Origin of the sequence: Streptomyces luomodiensis, from assembly GCF_031679605.1 — a bacterium.
GTDB classification, from domain to species: domain Bacteria; phylum Actinomycetota; class Actinomycetes; order Streptomycetales; family Streptomycetaceae; genus Streptomyces; species Streptomyces luomodiensis.
In genome coordinates this window covers 1,802,980-1,817,672 of sequence record NZ_CP117522.1, presented here as the reverse complement: position 1 = coordinate 1,817,672, position 14,693 = coordinate 1,802,980, and the positions used below count along the sequence as shown (strand labels likewise).

The window sequence follows — 14,693 nt, the reverse complement described above, 5'->3', positions numbered from 1 at the left end:
ACTGGCTTCCGGGCATGGATACAAGCTTGTATCTATGAGTGCTACCGTGGGCCCATGGCCGCGACGACAGGGCGCTCATCAGCAGCACAGACGGTGTACTCGGTGACGAAGGAGCTCATCCTCAGCGGAGAGCTCGCCGCCGGCACGCTGATCAGTGAGGGAGAGATCGCGACACGCGTACAGGTGAGCCGCACGCCGGTGCGTGAGGCGTTCCTCCGGCTGGAATCGGAGGAACTGCTGGCCCTGCACCCCAAGCGCGGCGCGGTCGTCGTGCCGGTGCCCCCGGGCGAGGCCGCGGACGTGCTGGAGCTGCGGCAGGCCCTGGAGCGGTCCGCCGCGGAGCGGATCGCCCGGGACGGTCTGACGGCCGACGGCGAGCAGCGCCTGCGCGACCTGATCGCGCACCAGCGCGACCTCGCCGGGGCCGGGGACGTCCACGGCTTCGCCGCGGCGGACGAGGCATTCCACCGGGGCATCGTCGACGCCTCCGGGAACCGCCTGGCCAGCCGCTTCTACTCCACGCTCGGCGATCGGCAGCGCCGGATGAGCGTCTCCGCGCTGCGGCCCCGGCCGCAGCGGCTGCATGTGCTCGCCGATGAGCACGAGACGCTGCTCGGCCATCTCCTGGCCGGGGCCGCCGACACCTTCGCGGTGGCCCTGCGGGCCCACCTCACCGCGACCCACGGTTCGCCGGGGCGATCCGGCAGCGACCGCTGATCCACCGGCGGCAAGGGCGCCGCCGCGACCCACGCGCACAAGGAATCCGTACCTCACCATGCTCGAAACCCAGCGGGTCGTCGAGCCGCCTGCCACCCCGCGCCGCTCGGGCGCGTGGCGACCGGTCGCCGCAGCGATGTTCGTCTGCGGCTGGGGCGGCAACCAGTTCACCCCCCTGCTGCTGATGTACCGCCGGCTCGGCGGCTACTCCACCCTCAGCGTGGACGCCTTCCTCGGCGCCTACGTCGTCGGACTGATACCCGGGCTGCTGCTCGCCGGGCCGGTGTCGGACCGGCGCGGCCGCCGGCCGGTCCTCATGCTCGGCACCGTGGCCTCGGTGCTCGCCAGCCTGGTGCTGAGCTTCGGAGCCGACGGCTCCTGGGCGATCTACGCCGGCCGGCTGATCACCGGGGTCGCGGTCGGCATCGCCATGTCGGTCGGCAGCAGCTGGGTCAAGGAGCTGTCCACCGGCGCGGACACCGGGCTCGCCGCCCGCCGTGCCGCGCTCTGCCAGACGGCGGGCTTCGCCCTCGGCGCGGGCGTCGCGGGCGCCCTCGCCCAGTGGGGACCCTGGCCCATGGTGACCCCGTACGTCGTGCACATCGTGATCGCCGTCGCCGTCCCGCCGCTGCTCCTGCGGGTGCCGGAGACCCGGGCGCCGGACGCCTGGGCGGCCGGCGCGGACCGGGGAGTGCTGCGAGGGCTGATCGACGACCTGCGCGTCCCCGCACCCGCGCGCCGGCGGTTCCGGCTGGTGGTGCTCCCGATGGCACCGTGGGTGTTCGGCGCGGCCGGACTGGCCTACGCGGTGATGCCACAACTGGTCGAAACACGGGTGGGCCACTGGGGGCTCGCCTACGCGACCGCGCTGACGGTACTGACCCTGGGAACCGGCGCGGCCGTTCAGCCGGTGGCCAAGCGGCTGGACCGTACGACCGGGACCGGGAAGGGGCGCGCCCCCGTGGTGGCGATGGCGGTGATGCTGCTCGGCGCCGCGCTGTGCGCGCTCAACGCCGTCCTGCGCTCCCCGTGGCTGGCGGTGGCGGCCGCCGTCGCGCTGGGCGCGGGCTATGGGATCGCGGTGGTCTCCGGGCTGCTGGAGATCCAGCGGATGGCGGGCGCGGCGGACCTGGCCGGCCTGACCGGCGTCTACTACACCCTCGCCTACGCGGGTTTCCTGCTGCCCGCCCTGCTGGCCACGCTGTCCAACTGGCTCACCTACCCCGTGATGCTCTCCGGAGTGGCCCTGGTGGCACTGGGCTGCCTCAGCCTGGTCATCCGCGGCACCCGCACCGGGCCGACCACCGGGCCGACCACCGGGCCGACCACCGAGTCGCCCGCGGAGCCGGCCGCCGAGCCGATGCGCGGGTGACTCCCGGGCACGGTGTCGGTCACGTCAGGCCGAGGCGCGGTCAGCCGTCCCGTCCGCCAGGAAGTCCTCGTTGACGCCGATGAGGTGATCGAGCGCTTCTCTGGCGGCGGTGAGCTCGTCGATGGCGGCCGACAGCCGGGTTCGCTCCCTGTTCATCGCGGCCAGGGCCTGCCGGGCCCGGTCCATGGTGGGCTCCGTCATGCACGGGACCATCTGGGCGATGGTTCTGCTGGACATTCCGGCGGCGAGGAATTGCTGGATGAGCGACACCCGCTGGACGTGCGCGTCGTCGTAGTACCGCTGGCCGCTGGGGGACCTGGTGGCCACCAGCAAGCCCTGCTGCTCGTAGTAGCGCAGTGATCGACGGCTGGCTCCCGTCCGGGCGGACAGTTCACCGATCCGCATCTCCCCACCTCCTCGTGTGCACTGGGTCACGGCGACTTGCCCATGACATCGATGTGAGCGTTTAGGTTACCCCCACGGCTCGCGACCGCGAGCGAGGAACAAAGAGGAAGCCCATGATCAAGCTCGCTTTCATGATCAACCGCATCGATGGAATGACCTTCGAGGAATTCGTCGAGCACCACCGAAACCGCCACGCCCCGTTGTTCACCTCCATTCCGGAAGCGCGGCAGTACGTGAAGAAGTACACCGTCTCCCACCCGGTGCCCGCCGACGGCTATCCGCGCCCCGCCTACGACGGCCTCACGGAAATCTGGTTCGACAGCTGGGCGGATCACGACGCCTTCTTCGCGTCCGAGAATTACCGGGAGCTGGTGCACCCGGACGAGGGCAGGTTCATCGATATGAGTTCGGTGGCGGTCCTGGTCGCCGAGGAAACCGTGGTGCTTCAGTCCTGACGCCGCCTGGCGGCTGGGCGCCCCAGGGTGCGGTCGATGTCGGCCGTCTGCCCGGCGGTGAGCGGTCCCTTCGCGATGGCCCCCGCGTTCTCCTCGGCCTGGGCGACCGTACGGAAGCCGGGGATCGGGATCGTCCGCGGGCTGCGGGCCCAGATCCAGGCGAGGGCGCCCTGCGCGAGGGTACGGCCGTCGCTGGTGAGCACGGACCGCAGGGCGTCGACCCGCCGGAGCCAGTCCGCATCGGCACCGGCGTCCGCGGTGAACCCCGGCAGCCAGGCGGGTGGCGCGCTGCGGATGTCACCGGCCTCCAGGGCGCGTCCGGCGGTGTGCTTGCCGGTGAGCAATCCCATGGCGAGGGGGCTGCGGTTGACGCTCGCGAGGTCCGACTCCGCGCAGAGGGCGAGGAGTTCGGGCGCGTCCTGGAGCACGTTCAGACAGTGCTGGACGGCCGCGCAGTGCGGGCCCTGCGCGAAGACGGCGGCCCGTGCGGGGTCGTCGGTGCTCCAGGCGTAGGCGCGGATGAGCCCCTCGCGCACGAACTCCTCGCACACATCGCGGAGTGCGGCGGCGCGTTCGGGGTCGGCATCGGCGATGTGGAGCTGGTACAGGTCGATGTGGTCGGTGTCCAGGCGCCGCAGGGAGGCGGTCAGGGCGCGGCGTGCGTGTTCGGGGGAGTCGTCCTGTCCGACGCGGACGCGGGCCCGCTCGTCGAAGAGGTTGCCCCACTTCGTGGCGACGACGACATCGGCGCGCCGCCTGCCGAGGGCGCGGCCGAGCAGGCGTTCGCTGTGGCCGGTGCCGTACACATCGGCGGTGTCGAAGAAGGTGACGCCGAGGTCGAGCGCGCGCCGGATCGCCCGTACGGACTCCTCGTCGTCGACCTTGCCCCAGCCCAGCGGCTGCCCGTCGGCGGACCGCCACTCACCGCCGATGGCCCAGCAGCCGAAGCCGAGCGCGCTCACCTCGATGCCGCTGCGGCCCAGTGTCCTGGTGTGCTCCGTGGTCTCCATGCCCGCGGACCCTAGGAGTTGGAGCGCACACGAACACAAGCCCTCGACGGTGCGGGTCAGGAGCCCTTCTGGTAGGTGCGGGGCGCCGAGGTGGACGGCGGCAGGTCGCCGTTGAAGCGGGTGTCCACGTAATCGGCGAACCGGAAGCTGCGCGGGGTGAGCTTCAGCTGTGCGAAGGTGTCCGCGATCTCCTGCTCCGAGGCGATGGCGCGCTTGTCGACGGCGACGTACACCCGGGTGCCGTTGGTCCGCTTCACGGAGTCCAGCGCCACCTGGTACGGCAGCCCGGTCTCCTTGCCCCACACCTTCGCCCACTCCTCGGGGTGCTGGTAGACCCAGTCCTGGGCCCGGCGCAGCCGCCCGAGATAGTCCTTGATGACCTTCGCCTTCTTCCCGTCCTTCAGGGAGGAGGGGTTGGCGACCTGGAAGTTGAGGCCGTTGACCACGCCCTGGCCCGTGGTGAGGACCCGCGCGTCGGCCTGGCGCAGCGCCTGGGAGGTGTACGGGTCCCAGATGGCCCAGGCGTCCACCTTGCCGCGGCTGAAGGCGGCCAGGGCATCGGCGGGCTGCAGGAAGCTGACCTTGACGTCCTTGATCGAGAGCCCGGCCTTACGGAGCGAGGCGACCAGCTGGTAGTGGGCCGAGCTGCCCTGCGCGACCGCGACCGACCTCCCCTTGAGGTCGGCCACCTTCTTCGCCGGCGAACCCTTCTTGACCAGGATCGTCTCGCCGTCGGAGGTGCCGTGCTTGGCGGCCACGACCTTGATGTGGGACTTGGCGGCCGCGGCGAAGACGGGCGGGGTGTTGCCGACCCCGCCGATGTCCACGGCCTTGGCGCTCACGGCCTCCAGGATCGGCGGACCGGAGGTGAACGTGGACCACTTGATCTTGTACGGGAGGTTCTTCAGCTGCCCGGCGGCGCGCAGCACCGCCTCGTCGTTGCCCTTCTGGTCACCGACGTTGAGGGTCACATCGCCCTTGCCGTCGGTGTTGCCGGCGGAGCCGGAGCCGTTGTGCGACGTCGAGCTGACGCATGCGGACAGCAGCAGGGCGAGCGGGAGGGACAGGGCGGGGACGATTCGCCGTCTCATGTCAGCAGGGTCCGTTCGACAGGTTCGCGAGAGTGCGAGCAGATGTGCGGGTGGTACGAGTGGTGCGGGTGGTACGAGCGGTACGGGTCGCACGGGGCCCGGATCGGCTGGGCCGGGACCGGCTCAGCCGACCGTGCGGACGGCCGGCTCGGGCGCCTTCACACCCAGCCGGTCCAGGAGTTCGGCGCGCAGTTCGGCGAGGAGCGGATCGGCGATGTCGCGGGGCCGGTCCCGGTCCACCCGGACCTGATGCGCGATGACACCCCCGTCCATCACCAGGACGCGGTCGGCCAGCAGCAGCGCCTCCTCCACATCGTGGGTGACCAGCAGCACCGCGCAGCCGCGCCGCTGCCACAACTCGGCGACCAGCTGCTGGGCCGTGATCCGGGTGAGCGCGTCCAGCGCGCCGAACGGCTCGTCCAGCAGCAGCAGATCCGGCTCGCGCACCAGCGCACGGGCGAGCGAGGCGCGCTGTGCCTCACCACCGGAGAGCGTCTTGGGCCAGGCGTCGGCACGGTGGCCCAGACCGACCTCGGTGAGCGCCTGCTCGGCGACGGCCCGCCCGGGGCGGCCGGGCAGCCCGAGCAGCACATTGCGCCACACCTTCTTCCAGGGCATCAGCCGTGGCGCCTGGAAGGCGACGGCCCTGCGGCGCGGCACCAGCACCTCGCCCTCGATCTCCCGGTCGAGCCCGGCGAGCACCCGCAGCAGCGTGGACTTGCCACAGCCGCTGCGGCCGAGCAGCGCCACGAACTCGCCCGCCCGGATGTCGAGTTGGAGGTCGTCGATGACCGCGCGGCCGTCGAACGACCGGGTCAGCGAGCGAATCCGCACCGCGGCGTCGCCGGTCTCGCCCTTCGCGCCGTTTTCCGGGGAGTTCACTTGCCGGTGAAGTTCGGTCGCCATTGCAGCAGCAGCCTCTCCAGAGTGCGGACGATGAAATCGGCGAGCAGGCCGAGGGCGGCGTAGACGATCAGGCAGACCACGATCACATCGGTCTGGAAGAACTCCCGTGCGCGGTTGAGCAGGAAACCGATCCCGTCATCCGCGTTGATCGTCTCGCCGAAGACCAGCGCCAGCCAGGCGGTGGCGAGGGAGTACCGCAGCCCGGTCATGGCCCCGGGGAGCGCACCGGGCAGCACCACATGGCGGATCAGCCCCCAGCGGCCGAGCCCCAGCGCGGTCCCGGCCTCGATGAGCTGCGCGTCCACGCCGCGGATGCCCGCGTAGACGTTCAGATACAGATGGAAGGTGACGCCGAGTGCGATGAGCGCGATCTTCGGGGCCTCGCCGATGCCCATCCAGATGATGAACAGCGGGATCATGCCGACCCAGGGGATGCTGCGCAGCATCTGCACACTCGCGTCCACCAGGTCCTCCCCGAGCCGGGAGAGCCCGGAGACCAGCGCGAGCGAGACGCCGACGACCCCGCCGAGCAGCAGGCCGATCAGCACCCGCTGCACCGACACCAGCATGGCGTGCGGCAGGGTGCCGTCCGCCAGCAGGTCGGAGGCGGTACGGGCGATGGTGCCGGGGGAGGCCAGGATGTCGGAGGGCAGCACACCGGTGGCGCTGGACACCTGCCAGAGCACCAGCAGAAGAATCGGTCCGGTCGTGCGGCGCAGCCAGCGCGGCACGGTGCGACGGCGCGCGGACAGCGGTACGACCGGTTCGAGAACCGGGGACATGGGGGCTCCACAAAAGGGGTACGCCTCGATGCCCGTACGACACGACGGTCAGCACGGCAGAGCGGAACGAGACGGAAGCGGGGAGAGAGGGGAGAAGGTCAGCGGGGGCCGGGACACGCGGCGGACGCCACCCGCAGCAGGTCGATATGACCGCGCGTGGTGAGCATGGCTGACGTAGACATGACGTCGAAGCTAGCGAGGACGTCCGGAACCGGTCAACGGTGTCTTGCTCCTCGGACCTTTGTTGCGGGAGTTTTACGACGGGAGTTTTCCGCGGAGGCGTACCAGGATGGTGCCATGAGCACATTCCGTACCCACACCATCAGCGTCACCACCGGCTCCACCGAGACCGTCGCCGACCTCACCGCCGACTGCGAGGCGTATCTACGGGACGTGGCGGACGGCGGCGACGGCCTGCTCAACGTCTTCGTCCCGCACGCCACGGCCGGGATCGCGATCCTGGAGACCGGCGCCGGCAGTGACACCGATCTGCTCTCCGCGCTGCGCGACCTGCTGCCCCCGGACGACCGCTGGCGCCACCGCCACGGCAGCCCCGGCCACGGCCGGGACCACGTCCTCCCCGCCCTCGTCCCCCCGCACGCGACCCTCCCGGTCATCGGCGGCAGGCTCGCCCTGGGCACCTGGCAGTCGGTGTGCCTGGTCGACACGAACAAGGACAACCCCGACCGTCAGGTGCGGCTGAGTTTCCTCGGCTAGAGGTCGCCTGGCGGCGGCTCGCTCACGCTCCGGAATCAGCCGTTGGATTCGGGCCGAGGCGGCGGGGGCGGCGGGTAGCCGTGGCCCTGTTGCGGCTGGGGCCCGTACGGCTGTGGGTAGCCGGTCGCAGCGCCCCCGTAGGGACCGGGCGCCGCGTACCGGCCCGGCACTGGCGGGGGCTGCACCGACGGCTGGTTGCCGCCGTCGCCGGTCCACAGGCCCTGTGCCCGCTGCGCCCGCACGAAGTCCTCGGCCACCATCGCCGAGAGGTCGAAGTACGCCTCCCGGGTCTTGGGCCGCATCATGTCCAGGTCCACCTCGGCGCCGACCGCCAGGTGCTCGTCGAACGGCACCACCTGCACCCCGCGGCAACGGGTCCGGAAGTGCGCCACGATGTCCTCGACCTTGATCATCTTGCCGGTTTCGCGCACCCCGGAGATCACGGTGATGCTGCGGGAGACCAGTTCGGCATAGCCGTTCGCGGCGAGCCAGTCCAGGGTGGTGCTCGCGCTCGACGCGCCGTCCACCGACGGCGTCGACACGATGATCAACTGGTCGGCCAGGTCCAGCACTCCGCGCATGGCGCTGTAGAGCAGCCCGGTGCCCGAGTCGGTGAGGATCACCGGATACTGGCGGCCCAGCACCTCGATGACCCGCCGGTAGTCCTCGTCGTTGAACGTCGTCGACACCGCGGGGTCCACGTCGTTGGCGATGATCTCCAGGCCGGAGGGCGCCTGAGAGGTGAACCGGCGGATGTCCATGTAGGTGTGCAGGTACGGGATCGCCTGCACGAGTTCGCGGATCGTCGCACCGGTCTCACGGCGCACCCGGCGGCCCAGCGTGCCGGCGTCCGGGTTGGCGTCGATCGCCAGGATCTTGTCCTGTCGCTCGCTGGCGAGTGTCGCTCCCAGGGCGGTGGTCGTCGTGGTCTTGCCGACACCGCCCTTGAGGCTGATCACCGCGATGCGGTAGCAGGACAGGACGGGGGTGCGGATCAGCTCCAGCTTGCGCTGCCGCTCCGCCGCCTCCTTCTTGGCGCCGAGCTTGAAGCGGCTCGGCCGGGCGTTGGCCCCCGGCTTCTTCGCCTTGGGCTGGTTGCGCAGCAGGCGATCGGAGCTCAGCTCGACCGCCGCGGTGTGGCCGAGCGGGGCGCCGCCCTGGCCGGTGCGCTGCCGCTGGTCCACTTCGGGCCGATGGGCCTGTGGGGCGCCCGGCCCGGCGTCCGGCCGCGGGCCGCCCATCGGCGGTACCGGCTGGCCGGGCGGTACGGGCCAGACGGGCGCTACGGGCCGGCCGGGGTCGTTCGGCTGCGGGAAGCCGTGACCGCTGTGACCGGGCTGGTGTTGGGCCTGCGGCTGCGGCTGCGGCTGCGGCTGCGGCTGCGGCTGCGGCTGCGGCTGCGCCTGCGGCTGCTGCGCCTGCGGTACCGCACCGGGTGCCGACGGCCCCGGCGCCTCGTCCTGGGGCTCCGCGCTCTCCGGCTCGGCGCCGTCCGCCGCGCTCACCATGTACCAGGTTTGCAGCCGCGGCCCGACGTAGGTGAACTCGTACGTGCCCTCATCGGCGCGGTCGGACTCTGCGTGGTCGTCGACAGGACCGGCCCCGTCGTCCCGATCGCTGTTCACCATGCCTCCTCTCCACCGACTGCGTGGGCGCCGCCCGCCAGTGCTCCGGGGCACTGGGCCGCATCGGCGTGCACAACGGCAACGTCCTGTGGTTCCGTCAGGAGTACAAGGAAGGCGGCGGGCATGTCCCGTGCCCGCCGTGCCGCCTCAGCTGCGGTTGCGCTGCCGACGGGCTCGGCGCGGTGTGGCGTCCGCGGCACGGCCGCCCCTGGTGGCGGTGTACAGTACGCTGATGAGGATGCCACCGACGATGATCACGGCGATTCCGACGGTGGTGTCGATGAAGAAGCCCAAGAGGATGAGCGCCGCATAGGCGACCGGGGTGGCATTACGCAGGTTTCGGTTCACGGCAGGGATCCTTCCCGAGGGGTGGGTTCGGCGGCCGGAGCCGCCGGGGTCTTCCTAGGCTGTGGGTGATACCGCGATCGTCTTGACAGCCTCCCCGTCCGGCGGGTGTGCACATCGAGGCGCATGTCGACATCGTGGAGAGGCCGTCCGCTGCCGTGCCAGACCGAGAGCGCGTACGCGCTGAAAGGGTACCGCGTTCTCGACTCGGGCACCTCGATCCGGACACGCACCAGATGGTCGCCGGAAACGGCCGCGGGCGCTCCGCCCGGCACGTCGCCGTAACGCCTCAACAGGTCGAACAGCGCTTCCGGCAGGGCGAGTTCGTGGTGCTCCGCCGTCCCGTGGATCCCCGCACGGAACACGGCTGCCGCCGCCAGGTCCAGGTCGGTGACCAGGTCGAGGTCGGCGCGGTCCGGTAGCGGGTGCCCTCCGGACGTGAGCGCTTCGTACAGGAAGTCCACGGCGGCTCGGGCGTAGTGGGCCGCGCGGCCCTCATCGCCCACCATGCGCCGCAGCATCGCCTGGTAGTGGACTTCTTCGTGGATCACCGGACGCCCGACGTACCCGTACAGCAGGTCACGGTTGAAGGCGGCGGGCTCCCGCCAGGCACGGGCGTAGTCGGCCATCAGGAAGGCGATCAAGGGGTCGTCCCCACCCCCCTCGCGCAGGAACGGGCCGAGCAGTTCCACCAGGTCCACCGTGCGCACGCCGGAGACCTCGGCGAGGACGCGCAACGTCGAGCGGAGCAGGCACTTGTGGAAGAGCGTCAGCGGGATCCGGAAGGCCATCCCGCTCAGCCAGTCCTCGAACGTCATCCGGGAGTGCTCGATCACGACGTCGGCCATCAGGTCCGTGTTCCCGGGGTCGCAGGGCAGGTACCCGGTGCGCAGACCGTGATCGTCCCGGAAGCGGTCGTGGGTGTAGTCGGTGTTGTTGAGCAGCAGCAGAGGGTAGATGACGGGTGAGCCGCCCGAGGCGATCGCCTCCTCGATCCCGGCCAGGTGGGTGGCGCGGGATTCACCGGGCAGGCCCCAGATGAGGTCGGTGTAGGTGGGGATGTTCTGGGCCCGGAACTGGGTCTGCATACGGCGGTAGTTGTCGACCCGGATGTTGCGGCGGTTGGCGATCTGCAGCACCTCGGCGTCGAAGGACTGCGCCGAGAGGGTGATGGCCCCGGTCAGCCCGGCCCGGTAGAGGATCCCCGCGATCTCCACCACACGGCCGTTGGTGTTCTTCGCCCAGTTCGTCATCACCAGCAGCCGCTTGTTGTGGCGCCGGCACAGTTCCACGATGTGGCGTGCGATGTCCACGTCGCGCGCGACGATGCCGAAGTTGGCATCGGCTATGAACAGCTGGGTGCCGTCGGCGGCGACCCGGACGATGCGCTCCAGTTCCGCCTCGATGCGGTCCATGGGGAACTGGCGGATCTTGGAGTTGGTGGCCCCGCCCCAGTAGCAGAAGGCGCAGGAATAGGGGCAGCCCCGGTTGGTCTCGTACACCAGCATCCGGGACCGCGCGATGTCCTCGTCGGTCCAGGTGTTCCCCAGCAGCGGCGAGGGCAATGCGCCGAGGTCCGCGATCCGGGGGGCTTCGGGGGTGGTGACCACCTCGCCGTCGGCGGAGAGGTAGCTGATGCCGGGCAGGGCCGCCAACTCGGCGTCGGCGGTGGCCGGCTCCTCGTGGCGCAGGAATACGCGCAGCAGATCGCGGAAGCGCAACTCCCCCTCGCCGTGGACGAGGACGTCGACCCAGGGCGCCTCGGTGAACACCACCTGCTGGTGCGTCACATCGTTGCCGCCGATCACGATGCGGCAGCGGGGCCAGCGCTCCTTGATCCGCCGGGCCAGTTCGAGCGTGCTGGGCCGGTTCCAGAAGTAGACGGTGAAGGCGACCGCCAGGGGGTCCTCCAGCGCGCCCAGCACCTTGGCGCAGGCGGCCTCGAAAGCGTCCCCGCCCTGCATGTGCACATGCTTGGTGAAGGAACAGGCCGCGGCGAGGTCCGGGGCCGCCTCGGCGGCGGCTTGCAGGTAGCCCAGCACGATGCTGTAGCGGACGCCGGGCATCACGGTCATCTCGACCAGGTGCACGTGGCGCCGTCCAGCCACGGCGGAGGGCGGGCCGAGCCCGGCCGGCAGGTCGGCTGACGTCATTTTTCGAACACTTCCCCGTCTCGGTTGCGTTGCCCGGCTCTTTGGGCCCGCTGGCCGTAACGAACGAGTTCCTCGTCCGTTACGGCCAGCGGGTTCATGCGGTGCACGATCAGGTCAGGTGCAGCAGCAGCACGGTGAGCAGCAGCAGCAGTAGGTGTCGCCGCCCGCTACGGCTTCCAGGTCGGCCTCGGACAGTTCGCGGTCCTCGATCTGGGGTGAGCTCGGCACCCTCAGTTCGTAGACGCCACTGGTCTTGCCGGCTTCCCAGAGGGCCACCTGGGCTTCCAGGTCGGGGTCGCCCCCGATGTTCCGGACGATGCGCACGCTCGCGTTGGCCGGCAGTTCCAGGCCCTGCTCGGCCAGTGCGGCGCGCGGGTCCGTCTCCAGCCGTGTCACGTATTCGTCGTTGGACCAGGCAGCCGTCAGCACCTTGGTGTAAGAGCTGACGAATGCCGACCTCTCTCTGGGTTCCATGGGTCTCCTTTGTGAAAGTGTTCCGGGCGTCACGGCCGACGCCCGGACGATCCCGCCTCGAGGCCGGGAGTTCGGGGGCTCGGGAGCACGTTCATTTCTTGGCCCGCTCCCACTTGAAGGCCGTCAGGCTCAGCAGGAGTCCGGCCACACACCACCCGCCGAGGATCAGGGCCGTACGCCCGTGCTCCCAGCTGCCGGCCGCCTCGGATCGCTGGAAGGAGTCGGACAAGAACGCCGACCGCAGGCCCTGAGCCATCCATTTGAGCGGGAAGCATCCCGCCACCACCTGCATGAAGCCGGGGAGGGAGGTGAAGACGAAGAACACGCCCGAGACGAGCTGGAGCGCCAGGTACGGCAGTTGCACCACAGGCGCCGCGGCGCGCGCGTTGGGCGCCACCCGGCTGTAGGCGATGCCGAGGAAGGAGCAGGCGACGATGGACAGGACCACGACCCAGGCGAAGGTGAACCAGCGTGCCGCGGTGTTCGGAAGGTGCAGGCCGAACAGGCCGACGCCGACGGTCAGCAGCACCACGGTCTCGAGCACTCCCGTGACGAAGGCCTGGGCGACCTTGGCCAGGAAGTACGACGCCGGCGACATGGGGGTCGCGGCCAGCCGGCGCAGGGTGCCGTCGTCGCGCTCGATCGCGATGGCGACGGCGAGACTGGAGAACGTGGTGCTCATGATGCCGGAGGCGATGATTCCGGCGATCAGCACCTGTTTCATGGGGGTGTGGGTGCCGGGGGCGTCGCCGCTGTAGATCACGCCGAAGATCAGCAGCAGCACGAGCGGCAGGGCGAAGGTGAAGATCACCGCCTGCCGGTTGCGGAAGTAGCACTTCAGCTCGATGCCGGCGCGGGCCACCGCCACCCTGCCGATCGAGGGCATCCGCTGTGGGCGCGGGCGGAGTCCGGATCGATCCCCCACGGCCGTGGTTTCCCTTCCACCAGTCATCCGGTGTTCTCCCGACGGGACTCGGGCGCCGCGGTCGTCGCGTCGGCCGATGCGATCATCCGGAGGTAGACGTCCTCCAGCGTGGGCCTGGTGACGGTCAGCCCCGGGAGGTCGTCGCTCCCGAGCCGGGCCGCCCAGTCGAGCAGGACGCGCAGCGTCGCGGCCGGTGCGTCCGTGCTGATCCGGACCTGGCCCTCCGCCCGTCCGAGCGGAGGCGCCCCGGCCCGCTGAACGGGCGGCAGGTCCGCCCCGCGCAGCGCGCCTCCGGCGTGGAACTCGATGACGGCCTCACCATCGGCGCGCCCGCCGATGTCCTTGGGCGCGCCCTCCGCGGCGACCTTCCCGCGCAGCAGGATGGCGACCCGGTCGCAGAGCACCTCGACCTCGTCGAGGTAGTGGGTGGTGAGCATCACTGTGGTGCCGTTCGTGGCCAGCGTCCGGATCAGGTCCCAGGTGACGCGCCGGGCCTGTGGATCCAGTCCCGTGGTGGGTTCGTCGAGGAAGACCAGTTCGGGGCGTCCGACGATGCCGAGCGCGATGTCCAGGCGGCGCTGCTGACCACCGGAGAGCCGAGCGGTGCGTTCGTTCGCCTTCTCGCCGAGCCCCGTCCGCTCGATCACGCTGTCGACGGGGAAGGGGTCGGGGTACAGGGAGGCGAAGTGTGAGACGACCTCCTTGACCGTGAGCTCGTCGAAGGACCCCACGTCCTGGGGGACGATGCCGATGCGGGCGCGCCACCGGGGCCCGGCGCCGACGGGGTCCTGGCCGAGGACGCTGACCGACCCGGCGCCGCGGCTGCTGAAGCCCGTGAGGATCGCCTGCGTGGTGGTCTTCCCCGCGCCGTTCGGGCCGAGCAGAGCGAAGATCTCGCCGCGTCGCACATGGAGGTCGACCCCGTGCAGCACGGGTACGGCTCCGTAGGACTTGCGCAGTCCGGACACCCCGATGACTTCCGGTCCGGGCATCTGCACCACCTTGGGGTTCAGAGCGTGATCGAGGGCTGAGGGCGAGGGGCGCCGCGCCGCCGTAGCTGTGTCAGGTGCAGCAGCAGCAGGGAGAACAGCAGCAGCAGTAGGTGTTGTCGCCGCCCGCTACGGCCTCCAGGTCGGCCTCGGACAGTTCGCGGTCCTCGATCTGGGGTGAGCTCGGCACCCTCAGCTCGTAGACGCCACTGGTCTTGCCGGCTTCCCAGAGGGCCACCTGGGCTTCCAGGTCGGGGTCGCCCCCGATGTTCCGGACGATGCGCACGCTCGCGTTGGCCGGCAGTTCCAGGCCCTGCTCGGCCAGTGCGGCGCGCGGGTCCGTCTCCAGTCGCGTCGCGTATTCGTCGTTGGACCAGGCAGCCGTCAGCACCTTGGTGTAAGAGCTGACGAATGCCGACCTCTCCCTGGGCTCCATGGGTCCCCCTTATCGCTTGTCGATTCCGGGCCGAGCCGGATTCGGGTGGATGCGGAAATCATTCAGAGCCGACCACCGCCGAGTCAACTGCGGTCTTTTCCCTTGTGGCTTCATCTTTTTGCGGCCTCACCGGTATCCGCAGAACCCGCCGACCCATAGCGTTATCGCAGCTCAGAGCGGTCGGAGGTGAGGGACCCATAGGGATAGGGAGAGGCCCCCCTACGGATAAGAAAGCCACCCGGCAGGGGCAGCCGAGGAGCGCCGAAAGAATAGCCGAGGGTCGTTCTGAAT

General features: G+C 70.5%; 17 protein-coding genes. 4 read left to right on the top strand and 13 right to left on the bottom strand.

The features are described 5' to 3' along the window. Positions 1-54: 54 nt before the first annotated feature. Positions 55-717, top strand: coding sequence for a GntR family transcriptional regulator (locus PS467_RS07600; RefSeq protein WP_311034580.1), 663 nt, complete (start codon positions 55-57; stop codon positions 715-717). Between the two features lie 58 nt (positions 718-775). Beyond that, the gene (locus PS467_RS07595) at positions 776-2,089 is read left to right on the top strand and encodes an MFS transporter (protein ID WP_311034579.1); all 1,314 of its coding nucleotides are present in this window, start codon (positions 776-778) and stop codon (positions 2,087-2,089) included. A 24-nt stretch (positions 2,090-2,113) separates the two neighbouring features. Here the strand turns inward: PS467_RS07595 and PS467_RS07590 are convergent, their stop codons facing one another. Next, the gene (locus PS467_RS07590) at positions 2,114-2,494 is read right to left on the bottom strand and encodes a MerR family transcriptional regulator (RefSeq protein WP_311034578.1); all 381 of its coding nucleotides are present in this window, start codon (positions 2,492-2,494) and stop codon (positions 2,114-2,116) included. A gap of 113 nt (positions 2,495-2,607) precedes the next feature. Here PS467_RS07590 and PS467_RS07585 point away from each other — a divergent pair, with 113 nt between their 5' ends. Further along, entirely contained in the window at positions 2,608-2,949 is a 342-nt protein-coding gene (locus PS467_RS07585; RefSeq protein WP_311034577.1) for an EthD domain-containing protein, read from the top strand. Here PS467_RS07585 and PS467_RS07580 read toward each other — a convergent pair. From PS467_RS07580 to PS467_RS42020, 5 genes are all read right to left on the bottom strand, one after another. Further along, positions 2,940-3,959, bottom strand: coding sequence for an aldo/keto reductase (locus tag PS467_RS07580; RefSeq protein WP_311034576.1), 1,020 nt, complete (start codon positions 3,957-3,959; stop codon positions 2,940-2,942). The two genes, PS467_RS07585 and PS467_RS07580, sit on opposite strands and share 10 nt — an antisense overlap. Positions 3,960-4,015: 56 nt before the next feature. Beyond that, entirely contained in the window at positions 4,016-5,050 is a 1,035-nt protein-coding gene (locus PS467_RS07575) for an ABC transporter substrate-binding protein (protein ID WP_311034575.1), read from the bottom strand. Positions 5,051-5,173: 123 nt separating this feature from the next. Next, the gene (locus PS467_RS07570; RefSeq protein ID WP_311034574.1) at positions 5,174-5,956 is read right to left on the bottom strand and encodes an ABC transporter ATP-binding protein; all 783 of its coding nucleotides are present in this window, start codon (positions 5,954-5,956) and stop codon (positions 5,174-5,176) included. Further along, on the bottom strand, positions 5,929-6,738 hold the full coding sequence (locus PS467_RS07565; RefSeq protein WP_268970777.1) for an ABC transporter permease: 810 nt from the start codon (positions 6,736-6,738) through the stop codon (positions 5,929-5,931). The genes PS467_RS07570 and PS467_RS07565 overlap by 28 nt, the downstream gene beginning before the upstream one ends. Before the next feature lie 98 nt (positions 6,739-6,836). Continuing rightward, positions 6,837-6,905: a putative leader peptide gene (locus PS467_RS42020; protein WP_361413247.1), complete on the bottom strand. Its 69-nt coding sequence runs from the start codon at positions 6,903-6,905 to the stop codon at positions 6,837-6,839. A gap of 130 nt (positions 6,906-7,035) precedes the next feature. On the opposite strand from PS467_RS42020, the gene PS467_RS07560 reads away from it, so the two are divergent. Continuing rightward, positions 7,036-7,455 (top strand): YjbQ family protein, encoded by a 420-nt coding sequence (locus PS467_RS07560; RefSeq protein WP_311034573.1) that lies wholly within the window; start codon positions 7,036-7,038, stop codon positions 7,453-7,455. A gap of 35 nt (positions 7,456-7,490) precedes the next feature. On the opposite strand, the gene PS467_RS07555 is transcribed toward PS467_RS07560, so the two are convergent. From PS467_RS07555 to PS467_RS07525, 7 genes are all read right to left on the bottom strand, one after another. Next, entirely contained in the window at positions 7,491-9,083 is a 1,593-nt protein-coding gene (locus PS467_RS07555; protein WP_311034572.1) for a MinD/ParA family ATP-binding protein, read from the bottom strand. Between the two features lie 144 nt (positions 9,084-9,227). Further along, a complete protein-coding gene (locus PS467_RS07550; RefSeq protein WP_311034571.1) occupies positions 9,228-9,428 on the bottom strand; it encodes a hypothetical protein in 201 nt (66 codons plus the stop codon). Beyond that, entirely contained in the window at positions 9,425-11,578 is a 2,154-nt protein-coding gene (locus PS467_RS07545; RefSeq protein ID WP_311034570.1) for a radical SAM protein, read from the bottom strand. The genes PS467_RS07550 and PS467_RS07545 overlap by 4 nt, the downstream gene beginning before the upstream one ends. A 114-nt stretch (positions 11,579-11,692) precedes the next feature. Then, complete coding sequence (locus PS467_RS07540) at positions 11,693-12,052, bottom strand: hypothetical protein (protein WP_268970772.1); 360 nt, start codon at positions 12,050-12,052, stop codon at positions 11,693-11,695. A 91-nt stretch (positions 12,053-12,143) separates the two neighbouring features. Next, entirely contained in the window at positions 12,144-12,977 is an 834-nt protein-coding gene (locus tag PS467_RS07535) for an ABC transporter permease (protein WP_311034569.1), read from the bottom strand. A gap of 23 nt (positions 12,978-13,000) precedes the next feature. Beyond that, positions 13,001-13,969 carry an ABC transporter ATP-binding protein gene (locus tag PS467_RS07530; protein WP_311034568.1) on the bottom strand — a complete coding sequence of 323 codons (969 nt, stop codon included), beginning with the start codon at positions 13,967-13,969 and terminating at the stop codon, positions 13,001-13,003. A gap of 70 nt (positions 13,970-14,039) precedes the next feature. After that, positions 14,040-14,402, bottom strand: a complete 363-nt coding sequence (locus tag PS467_RS07525; protein WP_311034567.1) for a hypothetical protein — start codon at positions 14,400-14,402, stop codon at positions 14,040-14,042. Between the last annotated feature and the right edge of the window lie 291 nt (positions 14,403-14,693).